The organism is Amycolatopsis umgeniensis, from assembly GCF_014205155.1.
GTDB classification, from domain to species: Bacteria; Actinomycetota; Actinomycetes; order Mycobacteriales; family Pseudonocardiaceae; genus Amycolatopsis; species Amycolatopsis umgeniensis.
In genome coordinates, this window is the sequence record NZ_JACHMX010000001.1 from 6,523,649 (window position 1) to 6,538,276 (window position 14,628).

General features: G+C 69.2%; 8 protein-coding genes. All 8 read left to right on the forward strand.

Features of this window, described 5'->3' with window-relative positions:
- Positions 1 to 4 precede the first annotated feature (4 nt).
- The 8 genes from HDA45_RS30495 to HDA45_RS30530 all read left to right on the forward strand — a co-directional run bounded on the left by HDA45_RS30495 (position 5) and on the right by HDA45_RS30530 (position 14,627).
- Positions 5 to 982 (forward strand): DUF1702 family protein, encoded by a 978-nt coding sequence (locus HDA45_RS30495; protein WP_184901113.1) that lies wholly within the window; start codon positions 5 to 7, stop codon positions 980 to 982.
- Positions 979 to 2,943 carry a CRTAC1 family protein gene (locus HDA45_RS30500; protein WP_184901115.1) on the forward strand — a complete coding sequence of 655 codons (1,965 nt, stop codon included), beginning with the start codon at positions 979 to 981 and terminating at the stop codon, positions 2,941 to 2,943. The genes HDA45_RS30495 and HDA45_RS30500 overlap by 4 nt, the downstream gene beginning before the upstream one ends.
- Before the next feature lie 5 nt (positions 2,944 to 2,948).
- Complete coding sequence (locus HDA45_RS30505) at positions 2,949 to 3,938, forward strand: enediyne biosynthesis protein (RefSeq protein ID WP_184901118.1); 990 nt, start codon at positions 2,949 to 2,951, stop codon at positions 3,936 to 3,938.
- On the forward strand, positions 3,935 to 5,287 hold the full coding sequence (locus HDA45_RS30510; RefSeq protein ID WP_184901120.1) for a cytochrome P450: 1,353 nt from the start codon (positions 3,935 to 3,937) through the stop codon (positions 5,285 to 5,287). The genes HDA45_RS30505 and HDA45_RS30510 overlap by 4 nt, the downstream gene beginning before the upstream one ends.
- A gap of 5 nt (positions 5,288 to 5,292) precedes the next feature.
- Complete coding sequence (locus HDA45_RS30515; RefSeq protein WP_184901122.1) at positions 5,293 to 5,850, forward strand: DUF5987 family protein; 558 nt, start codon at positions 5,293 to 5,295, stop codon at positions 5,848 to 5,850.
- Positions 5,847 to 7,499 carry a GMC family oxidoreductase N-terminal domain-containing protein gene (locus HDA45_RS30520; protein WP_184901124.1) on the forward strand — a complete coding sequence of 551 codons (1,653 nt, stop codon included), beginning with the start codon at positions 5,847 to 5,849 and terminating at the stop codon, positions 7,497 to 7,499. The genes HDA45_RS30515 and HDA45_RS30520 overlap by 4 nt, the downstream gene beginning before the upstream one ends.
- Positions 7,500 to 7,501: 2 nt before the next feature.
- Positions 7,502 to 8,452 (forward strand): carboxymuconolactone decarboxylase family protein, encoded by a 951-nt coding sequence (locus tag HDA45_RS30525; RefSeq protein WP_184901126.1) that lies wholly within the window; start codon positions 7,502 to 7,504, stop codon positions 8,450 to 8,452.
- A gap of 337 nt (positions 8,453 to 8,789) precedes the next feature.
- On the forward strand, positions 8,790 to 14,627 hold the full coding sequence (locus HDA45_RS30530) for a type I polyketide synthase (RefSeq protein WP_184901128.1): 5,838 nt from the start codon (positions 8,790 to 8,792) through the stop codon (positions 14,625 to 14,627).
- The last annotated feature ends 1 nt before the right edge of the window (position 14,628 follow it).

Genomic DNA, 14,628 nt, shown 5'->3' on the forward strand with positions numbered 1-14,628 from the left:
TGCGTTGGGCAATGGTTGGCGCACGTTCAGACGTCGCATGATCACACCGGATGTCTCCGAGACGTCGCTGGACAAGCGGGGTTTCCACAAGAAAAGCCCAGCCGCTCAAGAATTGCTGGAGACCGTCGGTGAGAAATTCCTGCTCGGCTACGCGCACGCTGTCGAAGCGCGCACCGTCGAGCAGGCGGAAGAATGGCTCGAAGACATTCCGGTGAAATACCGCGGTTTCGCCTACGAAGGCGCGGGAATGGGGTACGGAATGCTGGACGGGCTGCCGGGAGGCGGCCGAGGGCACATCGCGGACTTCCTCGCCGGTCCCGGCGAGAAACACGACTACATCATCTACGTCGGTGTCGGCTGGGCGATGGCGCGGCTGCCGCGTTTCCGCTGGCCGTCCGCCGAGGACTTCGACCCGTTGCTGCGCTGGCTGGTGCTCGACGGGTACGGCTTCCACCAGGCCTATTTCAAGACCGCCAAGTACATCGACGGTCAGTTCCAGGACCAGGACTTCAACTGGCCCAAGGGAAACAACGGCTACTCGTTGCGGGCGATCGACCAGGGCATCGGCCGGGCGCTGTGGTTCATCTGCGGCACCGACGTCGATCGTGTCACCGACGCGATCGCGCGCTTCCCCGAGCGGCGCCACGGAGACCTCTACGCCGGTGTCGGGCTCGCCTCGACGTACGCGTGCGGTGTCACCTCCGACGAACTGCTGAAGCTGGCCGAGTTCGCCGGTGAGTACCGGGGAAACCTGGCGCAGGGCAGCGCTTTCGCCGCCGAGGCCCGCGTCCGCGCCGGGCTGCTGATCCCCGAGACCGATGTCGCCACACAGGCCATCTGCGGGCTGCCCGCCGAGCGTGCCGCGGCCATCACCCAGGAAGTTCGCCCCGCCGTGGTCCGCGACGGCGAGCTCCCGCATTTCGAAACCTGGCGACAGCAGATCGCCGCCGAGGTACTCACTTCTGGAGGTGCAGGCAAATGAGGTCGACCCTGGGCTGGCTCCGCAAGCAGCTTGCGGGCATCGTGGCGCTGCTGTTGATGGCGGGACTCTTCGTGGTGGCGCAGCTGCCGACGGTCTCCACCGCCGAAGCGGACACCATGGCCTCCAAGTACGCGTTCGAACCCTTGACGATCGCCCTGCCGGAGGCGGCGAAGAGCCAGTCGATCCGCACGGTGAACAAGGAGTACGAACACATCCGCGCCTGGATCTCGTCGGTCGGCGCCGCGATCGCGGTGAACGACCTCGACGGGGACAAGCTCGCCAACGACCTGTGCTTCGTGGACCCGCGCAGCGACCAGGTGGTCGTCACCCCGACGCCGGGCAAGGGCGGTGACCGGTACGCGCCGTTCGCGCTCGACGCGGCGCCGTTGCCGATGGGCAAGTACATCGCACCCATGGGCTGTGTCCCCGCCGACCTGAACGAGGACGGGCGGGTCGACCTGCTGGCCTACTACTGGGGCCGTACGCCGATCGCCTTCCTGGCGAAGCCGGTCGCAACCAAACTCGAGCCGTCGGCGTATGAGCCGGTGGAGCTGGTGCCGGGCAACAACTCCAAGAACGGCGAGTACTCCGGTCCACTGTGGAACACCAACGCCGCGTCCGTCGGTGACTTCGACGGCGACGGCCACCAGGACGTCTTCATCGGCAACTACTTCCCCGACAGCGCGGTGCTGGACGACCGGGTCGACGGCGGGGTCGAGATGAACAAATCGATGTCGCACGCCGACAACGCCGGTGGCAAGTACATCCTCCGGTTCACCGGTGCCACCCAGGGCGCGAAACCGACCGCGACGTTCGCCCTCGACGACAAGGCCATCCCGGCCGACGCCCAGGGCGGCTGGTCGCTCGCGGCCAGTGCCACCGACGTCGACGGCGACAACCTGCCGGAGCTCTACATCGGCAACGACTTCGGGCACGACCGCCTGCTGTACAACAAGTCCCGCCCCGGCCACGTCGAATTCGCCGAGGTGAAGGGGATCCGCGGGGCCGCCGAGCCGAAGTCGAAGGTGCTCGGCAACGACTCCTTCAAGGGCATGGGCGTCGACTTCGCCGACCTCGACCACGACGGTCTCTACGACCTGTACGTCAGCAACATCACGACGTCGTGGGGTATCGAGGAAAGCCACTTCCAGTTCATGAACACCGCCAAGGACACCGCGGATCTGCGCGGCCGTCTGCAGGGCGGTGAGGCACCGTGGGTGGACCGCAGCGCACAGGCGGGCACCGCGTGGTCCGGCTGGGGCTGGGACGTCAAGATCGCCGACTACAACAACAGCGGCGAGTCCGTGATCACCCAGGCGACCGGTTTCGTCAAGGGTGACGTCAACCGCTGGCCGCAGCTGCAGGAACTGGCGACGTCCAACGACGAACTGCTGAAGCACCCGTACTTCTGGCCGAACATGGTGGCCGGTGACGACGTCGGCGGCGACCACACGCTGCACTTCTGGGCCAAGGGATCCGACGGCCGCTACACCGACCTGGCCCCGCGCCTCGGTCTCGCCGTCCCGGTGCCCACTCGCGGCATCGCCACCGGTGACGCCGACGGCGACGGCAAGCTCGACTTCGCCGTGGCCCGCCAGTGGGAGCAGCCGATCTTCTACCGCAACGTCAGCCCCGACTCCGGGTCGTACTTGAACCTGAAGCTGGTGCACGACAAGGCTTCGGCCGAAGGTCCGCTGCCGGCGGCGGGAACCGCGGCGATCGGCGCGCAGGTCACCGTCATCACCCCCGACGGCAAGAAGTACATGGACCGCGTCGACGGCGGCAGCGGCCACTCCGGCAAGCGCAGCCACGAGGTCCAGATCGGACTCGGCAAGGTCACCGGGCCGGTGAAGGTGTGCCTGCAGTGGCGCGACCTGACGGGGACCATCCGCACCCAGGAAGTCCAGCTGACCCCGGGCAACCACACGTTCCAGCTCGGCGCTCAGGCTAAGGAGAAGTGACCGTCATGGCTGAGCAGACACTCACCGCACCGAAGAGCAACAAGACGATCACGGCCCTTCGCCGGTTCGCGATCTCGATCACCATCTTCAACATCATCGGCTACACCGTGCTCGGTTTCGAGCAGCCGTACGTCTATCCGTTCATCGCGCTGGCGACGGCGTACACCACGGAAATCCTGCTGGAGATCATCGGGGCGCGCGTCCAGGGGCGTGACGTCCGCTTCCGGGGCAACGGTTTCAAGGGACTGGTGGAGTTCCTGTTCCCGGCGCACATCACCGGTCTCGCGCTGAACATGCTGACCTACGTCAACGACCAGGTCCTCGTGATGATCTTCGGCGTGGTGGTCGCCGTCGGTGCCAAGTGGGTCCTCCAGGCCCCGGTGCGCGGCAGGCTCCGGCACTACATGAACCCGTCGAACTTCGGCATCACGATCATCCTGCTGGTGTTCCCCTGGGCGAGCATCGCGCCGCCCTATCACTTCACCGAGCAGGTCGACTCGTGGGTCGGCTGGCTGATCGTCGGCATCATCATGATCTCGGGCACCGTGCTCAACGCGCTGCTGACCCAGCGGATGTGGCTGATCGGCGCCTGGCTGATCACGTTCGCGCTGCAGGCGATCATCCGTGGCCTGGTGTTCGACACCGCCATCCCCGGCGCGCTCGGGATGATGACGGGCGTGGCGTTCGTGCTCTACACGAACTACATGGTCACCGACCCGGGCACGACCCCGTCGAAGCCCGCGTCGCAGATGCTGTTCGGTTCGGGGGTGGCGATCGCCTACGGGTTCTTCATGGTGGTCCACGTGGCGTACGGCCTCTTCCTCGCCACCGCCCTGGTCTGCCTGATCCGCGGGATGTTCCTGTGGGGCCTGCACTTCTCGCAGAAGGCCACCGCCAAGTGGGAGGCCGAGCAGGCGAAGTCGGCCGAGGTCACCAGCCTGCCCAAGCCGGCGGAGAAGCCGGAAACCGAAGAGACCGGGGCCGTGGCGGCATGACCTCCGGTGCGGAAACCACCCGGGGGGCGCGTCTCGCGCCCCCCGGGCCGCCGCGCCGAGCGACCTTCGGTCTGCTCAAGAAGCTCTTCACCGACCGGCTGGCGCTCATGTCGGACTCGGCTGAGGCGCACGGGGACGTCGTCCGGATCGCGATCGGTCCCAAGACGATGTACCTGGTGAACCATCCCGAGCTGGCGAAACACGTACTCGCGGACAACGCGGCGAACTACCACAAGGGAATCGGCCTCCAGGAGGCGAGGCGGGCACTCGGCGACGGGCTGCTCACCAGCGACGGCGACGTCTGGAAGAAGCAGCGCCGGACCATCCAGCCGGTGTTCCAGCCCAAGCGCATCGCGCGGCAGGCCTCGGTCGTCGCGAACGAGGTCGAAGGTCTCGTGAAACACCTGCGGGACACCGAGGGACCGGTGGAGATCCTGCACGAGATGACCGGGCTGACGCTCGGGGTACTCGGCAAGACGCTGCTCGACGCGGACCTCGGCGGGTTCACCTCGCTGGGGCACTCGTTCGAAGCGGTGCAGGACCAGGCGATGTTCGAGGCGGTGACGCTGAGCATGGTCCCGCAGTGGGCCCCGCTCAAGAAACAACTGCGGTTCAAGGAATCGCGGGACGATCTCCGCCGGATCGCCGAGGAACTCGTCGAGCAGCGGCTGGCGAACCCGATCGAGGGCGGCGAGGACGTGCTTTCGCGTCTCATCGCCACCGACGGGACCCGCGAGCAGATGCGCGACGAGCTGATCACCCTGCTGCTGGCCGGGCACGAGACGACGGCGAGCACGCTGGGCTGGGCGTTCCACCTGCTCGACGAACATCCCGACGTCGCGGCGAAACTGCGCGCCGAGGCGGACGAGGTCCTCGGCGACCAGCTGCCGACGCATGACGACCTGCACCGGTTGCCGTACACGGCGAGGGTGGTCGAGGAGGTCATGCGGCTGTACCCGCCGGTGTGGCTGCTGCCGCGGGTGGCGCAGGCCGACGACGAGATCGGCGGCTATCACATCCCCGCCGGCTCCGACGTCGTCGTCGTGCCCTACACCCTGCATCGCCACCCGGACTTCTGGCCGGATCCGGAGAAGTTCGACCCGGACCGCTTCGATCCGGACCGCCCGAGCGGGCGGCCCAGGTACGCCTACATCCCGTTCGGCGCCGGGCCGCGGTTCTGCATCGGCAACAGCCTCGGCGTGATGGAGGCCGTTTTCGTGCTGACGATGGTCCTGCGGGATCTCGAGCTCAGGAAGCTGCCGGGCTACGAAGTCGTCCCGGAGGCGATGTTGTCGCTGCGGGTGCGCGGCGGCCTCCCGATGACCGTGCACACGAGGAACAGGAGGTAGGTTCCGTGGATTCGGACGAACAGGTCAAGGTGTCCACTTTGGAGGCCTACGCGGACACGATCGTGCCGGGGGAGAAGCGGTTCCCCGACGACCACGCGATCGCCGGTGCTTCGGCGGGGCCGGGTGCCGTCGTCGCGGGCGCGCTCGAACTGCTGCACACCGAGGCGACCGGGGTGACCGTCGGACTGCCCTATCTGGCGCAGTCCCTCAACGACCACGCGAAGGTCTACGCCAAGGAACACGACCTCACCCTGGACGAGACGCTGCCGTCGTTCGTCGCACTGTCCTTCGTGGACAGGACGGCACTGGTGCGACAGCTGACCGCACCGGGGCATCCGGAGAAGGACGGCTGGGTCAGCCTCGCCTTGTTCTGCAACATGTCCTTCGACAGCGCGGCGCACAAGCACACCGCCGAAGCCATCGCCGAAGGCCACCCCGGTCTGCTGGCGATGGGGTACACCGCGCCCGACGAGGACGGCCTGTGGCGGTTCCCGAAGTTCTCCTACCGCCGCGAACTCGCGCAACTCCACCCTGACACCACGCCCTCCGGGAGCCCCGCATGAACGCGTACGACAAGACCGACGTCGTCATCGTCGGCAGCGGGTTCGGTGGCTCCATCCCCGCCTACCACTTGGCCGCGGGCGGGGCGAAGGTCACCGTGCTGGAACGTGGGCCGTGGCTGGAGACGAAGGAGTTCGAGCACGACTACCTGCTCGGTTCGTCCTACACCCGCGCGTTCGACTTCGTCGTCGGCGACGGGATGAGCGTGCTGGGCGGGAACTGCGTCGGCGGCGGCAGCGTGGTGTACTTCGCCGCGATGCCGCGGGCGCCGAAGTTCGTCTTCGAGCGCCACGGCAGCATCGGCAGGCGCATGTGGCCGTCGGCGCTGACGAGGGACACGCTGGAGCCTTGGTACGACCGGGTTTCGGATTCGCTCCCGGTGTCCACACAGGACTGGAACGACGTCTCGTACGCCGGTGGCCTGTGGGCCGCGCTCTGCGACCACTCGGGACGGACAGCCAACCCGGCGCCGGTCGCGGTGGACAACGACCGCTGTGTGAACTGCAACTTCATGATGGCCGGCTGCCGGTTCGACGCGAAACGCTCGCTGCTGACCAACTACCTGCCCGCCGCGCTCGCGCACGGTGCGAAGATCCGGCCGCTGCACGAGGTCCAGCGGATCGAGCGGATCGACGACGGCGACTACCGCGTGCACTTCAACATCGTCGACGACGAGGACTACCGCGTGCAGTCCGGCAGCGGGACGATCGACGCGAAGGTCGTCATCATCGCCGCCGGTGCCGGGGCGACCCCGGTGATCCTGCAGCGGTCCGAGTCGGCGCTGGGCACCATGCCGCACGCGGTCGGCCGGTACTTCTCGGGCAACGGTGAGCGGCTCAACACCGCGATCATCAACGAAGAGCGGGTCCGCGAGGTGCTCGGACTGTCCCGTGAGGACGGGAAGGTCTACGAGGCCAACCACATCGGCAAGGGCCCGACCGTGGCGAACTGGGACAAACTCGACGGCTCGCTGCCGGAGTACGAGCGGTACTCGCTGGAGCAGCTGTACTTCCCGCCAGGGCTCGGCACGATCCTCGCGCAGGTGCCCGGTGGCGACGAACCACGCTGGTTCGGTCCGCAGAAGAAGGAGATCCTCAAGCAGTGGGCCTCCTGGCTGACCATCTTCCTGATGACCGAGGACGACAACGAGGGCGTCTTCGGCGCGCCGCCGCCCACCGGCAACGCCTACCGCATCTCGCAGCAGATGCTCGGCCGCGGCCCTCTGAAATACGACCCGACGCCGAACACCCTGCACGGCTGGTCGCTGGCCGACGCGGAGTGCAAGGAGATCCTCGAGAAGGACGGCCTGGCGAAGGTGGCGCCGTGGACCAACGACGTCGTCGGCGCGTACACCGTGCACCCGCTGGCGTCCTGCCGGATCGGTGACGATCCGGAGACCTCGGCGCTGCACCCGAACCACGAACTCCGCAACCACCCCGGGATCTTCGTGACCGACAGCGCTTCCGTGCCGGGCGCGCTGACGGTGAACCCGGCGATGACGATCGCGGCGCTGGCCGAACGTTCGGTGCCGGGCATCGTGCGGGCGCTGCAGGCTCGCGGCGTCGACGTCACCTACGGCGCCCCGGCTCCGGACGGTTCCATCACCGGGCGCCGGGCGGTCAGCAAGCTGTCGCTGGTGGCCGGGAGCTGATCATGACACCGAAGGTGGTGCAGCTCGCCTTGCGGCGGGCTCTGCGCGAGGTCCGGCACGTCCGGCCGGTTCCGGCCGGCCGGGCGACCGGGCTCGTGCGCGACGTCTACCGCCAGGTGGAACGGGACTTCGGCATGCTGGCGCCGCCGGTCGCGCTGCACTCGCCGTCCCCTCCCGTACTCGCGGCCGTCTGGTCGATGCTGCGGGAATCGCTGGTGGCGGACGGGGCGACGAGCCGGGCGGACCGAGAGGTCGTCGCGACCCTGGTGTCGCAGGGGAATTCGTGCCCCTATTGCGTCGAGGTCCACGGGATGGCGCTGGGCTCGCTCGGGCGGTCTTCGGTGACCGAGGCGATCGAGTCCGGCCATCCGGTGGCGGATCCGCGGGCTTCGGCGTCCTCCGCCGCGGCCCGGGCCGAGCTGACCGCGGTCGCGTTCGCGTTCCACTACCTGAACCGGGTGGTGAGCGTGTTCCTCGGACCGTCGCCACTGCCTCCGTCCGTGCCGGATTCCGCGCGGCCCAAGGCGAAGGCCGTGCTCGGCCGGTTCCTGCGGCCCGAGCAGGGAGCTTCGCCGGGGGAGTCCCTGGAGTTCCTGCCCGCCGGGTCGCGTTCGGTCGACTGGGCTTCGGGTAATCCCGTGGTCGAGGATGCCTTCTCGCGTGCTTCCGCGGCTTTCGAGTCGCTGACGGTCCCCGCGGCCGTGCGGGATGTCGTCCTCAGCGAACTGTCCACTTGGGACGGATCGCCGCCGGGGCTGAGCCGTTCCTGGATCGACGCTTTCGACGATCCGGCCACCCGGCTGGCTTTGGTGGTCGCGAAAGCGCCGTATCAGGTCGACGACGCTTTGGTTTCGGCCGTCGGGCCGGTCGATCGGGAACTGGTCGAGCTGGTGGGCTGGACGGCTTTCACCGCCGCCGCCCACTGCGTTTCGCTCACCCCGATCCGCGATTAGCCCGGTCGCTCAGGTCCGTGAAGGACTCCTTCCCTACCTTGAGCGTAGGGAAGGGGGCCTTCACGCGGCCTCGCTGTGACTGTTGATGCTCCTGGGACCACCGGCGTGTTCGGGACATAGTCCGCGCGTCATCACGGCGGCCGTCACGGGATTCCCGTGGCGGCCGCCGGATTCGTTGGCCCGGCTTCAACAACATGAGAGAAGACTGTCGGCCCCGCTCAGGGTCATGCTTGACCGGACTGCAGATGCGGGCGGCGCCCGCGGTTCTGGGGACAGAGCGGGCGCCGAGACCGGATTCCGTGACTTGAGTGGTTGAGAGCTAGGGGAGTGCGGTGGCATGAGCGTTGAGCGGATTTCGATTGTCGGTATCGGTCTCCGATACCCGGACGCCGGTTCCCCGGAAGAACTGTGGGAGAACGTCCTCGCCGGCCGCCGGGCGTTCCGGACACTGCCCGACGAGCGGATGAACCGCGAGGACTACTACTCGCCGGACGCCGGGGCCCCAGACCGTTTCTACGCGCAGAAGGCCGCGGTCCTCCGCGACTACGAATTCGACCGGATCAAGTACAAGGTCGCGGGCAGCACGTTCCGCTCGACCGACACCACGCACTGGCTGGCCCTCGACGTCGCCGCGCAGGCCTTGGCGGACGCGGGCTTCCCCGAGGGCGAAGGGCTGCCGAGGCCCGCGACCGGCGTGGTCATCGGCAACAGCCTCACCGGTGAGTTCTCGCGTGCCAACATCATGCGGCTGCGCTGGCCGTACGTCCGCCGCACGGTCGCGGCGGCGCTCGCCGAGCGCGGCTGGGCCGAGGGCGACACCGCGGAGTTCCTCCACGACCTCGAGGCGCAGTACAAGGCGCCGTTCCCCGAGATCGACGAGGACACGCTCGCGGGCGGGCTGGCGAACACGATCGCCGGCCGGGTCTGCAACTTCTTCGACTTCGGCGGCGGCGGGTTCACCGTGGACGGCGCCTGCTCGTCGTCGCTGCTTTCCGTGGTCACCGCGGCGAACGCGCTCTCGGAAGGCGACCTCGACGTCGCCATCGCGGGCGGGGTCGACTTGTCGATCGACCCGTTCGAGGTGATCGGCTTCGCCAAGACCGGCGCGCTCGCCAAACGCGAGATGAAGGTCTACGACGCCGACTCCAACGGGTTCTGGCCCGGTGAGGGCTCCGGCATGCTCGTCCTGATGCGCGAGGAGGACGCGATCGCGCAGGGCAAGCGGATCTACGCCTCGATCGGCGGCTGGGGTGTCTCGTCCGACGGCAAGGGCGGCATCACCCGCCCCGAGGCGTCGGGTCACCGCCTGGCGTTGAAGCGGGCTTACGACAAGGCCGGCTACGGCGTCGAGACCGTCTCCTACTTCGAGGGCCACGGCACCGGCACCGCACTGGGCGACGCCACCGAGATCGAGGCGCTGTCCACCGCCCGCCGCGACGCCGACCCGCTCGCCGAACGTGCCGCGCTGAGCACGATCAAGGGCAACATCGGCCACACCAAGGCCGCGGCCGGGGTCGCCGGGCTGATCAAGGCCACCCTCGCCGTCTACCACCAGGTCATCCCGCCCGCCACCGGCCACTACGAGCCGCACGAGTCGCTCGTCGGGGATTCCGCGCGGATGTACGTCCCGGCCGAGGCCGGGCTGTGGCCCTCGGACCACCCTGTCCGCGCGGGTGTCTCCGCGATGGGTTTCGGCGGGATCAACTCGCACGTCACCGTCACCGAGGCCCCCGGCGCCGCGCGCCGCAAGGAACTCGACGAGAAGACCCGGTCGCTGGTCGCCGGACGGCAGGACAGCGAACTGCTGCTGCTCGACGCCGACGACGCGGCCTCGCTGCGCGGTCAGGTGACCGGGCTGCTGGAGGTCGTTCCCAAGCTCTCGCTCGCCGAGCTGGCGGACCTCGCCGGCACGCTTGCCGCGGAACTGTCCGGAAAGCCCGTCCGGGCCGCGATCGTCGCGACCAATCCGGACGACGCCGAGCGCAAGCTCTCGAAACTCCTCGACCTCCTCGGCGAGGGCGAGCCGGAAGTCTTCTCCTCGAGTGAGGGCATCTTCGCGAGCTCGCGATCCAAGGGGCCGAAGATCGGCTTCCTGTTCCCCGGTCAGGGTTCCGGGCAGGGCACGGTCGGCGCGGCGCGCAAACGTTTCGCCCACGCCGACGACATCTACCGGGCCGCGGGCCTGTCCACCGGTGCCGACCAGGTCGCCACCGACGTCGCCCAGCCCCGGATCGTCACCGGTTCGCTCGCCGGGCTCCGGGTCCTGAAGAGCCTCGGCATCGAGGCGCAGACCGTCGCGGGCCACAGCCTCGGCGAGCTCACCTCGCTGCACTGGGGCGGCGCGCTCACCGAACGCGAAGTCCTCGCGCTGGCCAAGATCCGCGGCAGGGTGATGGCGACCGCGAGCGACGGAAACGGTGCCATGGCGGCGATCGCCGCCACACCGGGCGTCGCCGAGCGGCTCGCGGAGGGCGAAGAGGTCGTCATCGCGGGCTACAACGCGCCCGAACAGACCGTCCTTTCCGGACCGGCGGAGGCGATCGACAGGGTTGTCGCCCGCGCTCGCACCGAAGGGGTCACCGCCGCTCGCGTCAATGTTTCACACGCGTTCCACTCACCCGCGGTCGTCCCGGCCGCCGAGGCGATGACCGAGGAACTCGCCGCGTTCGACTTCACCAGGCTCGACCGGCCGGTCGTCTCCACGGTGACCGGTGACGTCCTGCACGCCGCCGAAGACCTGCGCGATCTCCTGCGTGACCAGGTGGTCCTGCCGGTCCGTTTCCGTGAGGCGGCCGCGAAGGTCGCCGAGCGCAGCGACCTGGTGATCGAGGTCGGACCCGGCCGGGTGCTCACCGGCCTGTTCCGCCAGATCGCGCCCGGCACCCCGGTGCTCCCGCTCGACACCGACAGCCCGACGCTGGCCGCGGTGCTCAAGGTCGCCGGTGCCGCGTTCGCTTTCGGTGCCCCGCTGGAGACCTCCGCGCTCTTCGCGGGCCGCGTCGTCCGGGCACTGCCCGCCGACGGTGTCTTCAACTTCCTGGCGAGCCCGTGCGAGGCGGCGCCGTCCATCGGCGCGGTGCTGACTCGTGATCGCGTCGCCGCACCGGAAGAAGCGGGCCCGGCGGGAGAGGCCTCCGAAAGCGGCGGCAGCAGCACGCTCGATCTGTTGCGCAAGCTCGCTTCCGAGCGCGTCGAACTGCCGCTCGAAGCGGTCACCGCCGACACGCATCCGCTCGACGACCTGCACCTTTCGTCGATCACCGTCGGTCAGCTGGTCAACGACGTGACCCGGGCGCTCGGCCGCCCGGCGCTCGAGGGCATGCCGAACTTCGCCACCGTCTGTCTCGGCGAACTCGCCGAGATGATCGACGAACTGGCGCAGACCGCCAAACCCGCCGACAGCAACCAGGCCGAGGTCGCCGGTGTCGGCCCGTGGGTCCGGCCGTTCGCGGTCGAGTACGTCGTCGCGCCGAAGCCGGCGCCCGACCTCACCCCGGGCATCTCCACCGCCGGTCTCTCCCGGGCGGACTGGACGGCGTTCGCCCCGGACGGTCACCCGCTGGCGGAGCCGCTGCGCGCGGCGCTGTCCACCGCGGGTGTCGGAGACGGTGTCCTCCTCTGCCTGAACGAGGACAGCGACGCGGATGACGTCGGGCTGTTCCTTGACGCGGGCCGCGCGGTGCTGGCCGCGCCCAACGGCACGCGGTTCGTCGTGGTGCAGCACGGACTCGGCGCCTCCGGCCTGGCGAAGACGCTTCGCCTGGAGGACCCGTCCGCGCGGACCACGATCGTCGATCTCGCCGACGTCAACCCGGTCGACCCCGAGGCCCTCACCGTCGCGGTGTCCACCGTGGTCACCGAAGTCGCGGCGACCACCGACTTCAGCGAAGTCCGCTACGACTCGACCGGTGTTCGCACGGTGCCGAAACTGGGTGCGCTCAAACCGTCCGAGGCCGAAGGGACCCCGCTGGGCACCGAAGACGTCCTGCTCGTCACCGGTGGCGGCAAGGGCATCACCGCGGAAAGCGCTTTGGCGCTGGCCAAGGATTCCGGCGCGAAACTGGCGTTGCTCGGCCGGAGCGATCCGGCCGACGACGCCGAACTTTCGGAGAACCTCGGGCGGATGGCGGCGGCCGGTATCGACTTCCGCTACGAGCGCGCCGACGTCACCGCGGCCCAGCAGGTGGCGGACGCCATCGGCCGGATCCAGGCCGAGTTCGGCCCGGTCACCGCGGTCCTGCACGGCGCGGGCCGCAACGAGCCCGCCGCGCTGTTCTCCTTGACCGAGGAGACCTTCCGCAAGACCCTCGCCCCGAAGATCGGCGGCCTCAACGCCGTCCTCGACGCCGTCGACCAGGACAAGATCAAGCTGCTGGTCACCTTCGGCAGCATCATCGGACGGGCGGGCCTGCGCGGTGAGGCGCACTACGCCACGGCCAACGACTGGATGACCGAACTGACCGTGCGCTTCGGCCGCGAACACCCCCTGGCGCGGGCGATCGCCCTCGAATGGTCGGTCTGGTCCGGGACCGGGATGGGCGAAAAGCTCGGTGTGGTCAGCGCTTTGATGCGCGACGGCATCACCCCGATCCCGACCGAGGAGGGCATCGAGATCCTCCGCCAGGTCGTCGGCGATCCGGCCGCCCCGTCGGTACTGGTCGTCTGCGGCCGTACCGCGGGGCTGGCCACCCTGCCGGTGGAGAAGCGCGAACTGCCGCTGACCCGCTTCGTCGACCGCGCCGTCGTGCACTATCCCGGGGTCGAGCTGATCACCGAGGCCGACCTTTCGGCGGGCAGCGACCCGTATCTGGCCGACCACCTGCTCGACGGTCAGCTGCTGTTCCCGGCGGTGATCGGCATGGAGGCGATGACCCAGGTCGCCAAGGCCGCGCTGGCCGCGGAAACCCTGCCGGCACCGGTGTTCTCCGACGTCGAGTTCCTGCGCCCGATCATCGTCTCGCCGGGCGGGTCGACCACGATCCGGCTCGCCGCGCTGGCCAGGGACGCCGAAACGGTGGACGTGGTGCTGCGCAGCGGGGAGACCGGGTTCAGCGCCGACCACTTCCGTGCCAGGCTGCGGTTCTCCCGGCCGGATCCGCTCGGCGAGACGGTGCTCCGCGACGTCGCGCTGCCGCCGGTCCCGGTCGACCCGACGACCGAGCTGTACGGCACGGTTCTCTTCCAGGGCAAGCGATTCCAGCGCGTCACCGGATACCGGCGGGCCAGTGCGCGGCACGCGGTCGCGGAGATCGCGACCGGCGCCGAGGTCGACTGGTTCGCGCCGTTCCTCCCGCAGGAACAGCTCCTGGCCGACCCGGGCACCCGCGACGCGATGATGCACGCGATCCAGTGTTGCGTCCCGGACGCGACCCTGCTGCCGCAAGGGATCGAGCGGCTGTACCTCGCCGAGCCCGGCGAGCAGGACCCGGAGTACGTGCTCCTCGACGCCCGCGAGCGTTCGCAGGACGGCGACAGCTACGTCTACGACCTCGACGTCCGCAACCCGGACGGGACGCTCGTCGAGCGGTGGGAAGGGCTGAAGCTGCGCGCGGTGCGCAAACGCGACGGCGAAGGGCCTTGGGTCCCGTCGATGCTCGGGTCCTATTTGGAGCGTTCCGTCGAACGGCTGCTCGGCTCGTCCCGCGCGATCGTCGTCGAACCGGATCCGGTGGGCGTTCCCGTGGAGACCACGCCCGAACGGCGGGCGCAGACGGCCTTGGCCGCCGGCCGCGCCGTCGACGCCCCGCTCGAGATCCGCTACCGGCCGGACGGGAAACCGGAGGCCGACGGGGTCGACGTCAGCGCGTCGCACAGCGCCGACCTCACCCTGGCGATCGCGGGCTCCGGCCAGATCGCTTGCGACGTCGAGACGGCGATCGAACGGACACCCGAGGACTGGGCGGGCTTGCTCGGCGAGGATCTGCTCGCGGTGGGCGAACTGCTCGCCGCGGACGCCCGCGAGCCGCTTTCGGTCGCGCACACCAGGGTCTGGAGCGCGCTGGAATGCGTGCGCAAGACCGGAGACATGACACAGGCGCTCACCGTGCACCGGGTCGACCCGGACGGCTGGGCGGTGCTTTCCCACGGCAGTGCCCGCATCGCCACCTGGGTGACGACCGTCAACGACCGGACCGATCCCGTCGTCTTCGCGGTGCTCCAGGGAGAGGAGAACTGAC

Coding starts and splice junctions, on each gene's coding strand:
- HDA45_RS30525 (WP_184901126.1), top strand. CDS start 7,502: ATGACACCGAAGGTGGTGCAGCTCGCCTTGCGGCGGGCTCTGCGCGAG.
- HDA45_RS30530 (WP_184901128.1), top strand. CDS start 8,790: ATGAGCGTTGAGCGGATTTCGATTGTCGGTATCGGTCTCCGATACCCG.
- HDA45_RS30505 (WP_184901118.1), top strand. CDS start 2,949: ATGGCTGAGCAGACACTCACCGCACCGAAGAGCAACAAGACGATCACG.
- HDA45_RS30500 (WP_184901115.1), top strand. CDS start 979: ATGAGGTCGACCCTGGGCTGGCTCCGCAAGCAGCTTGCGGGCATCGTG.
- HDA45_RS30510 (WP_184901120.1), top strand. CDS start 3,935: ATGACCTCCGGTGCGGAAACCACCCGGGGGGCGCGTCTCGCGCCCCCC.
- HDA45_RS30520 (WP_184901124.1), top strand. CDS start 5,847: ATGAACGCGTACGACAAGACCGACGTCGTCATCGTCGGCAGCGGGTTC.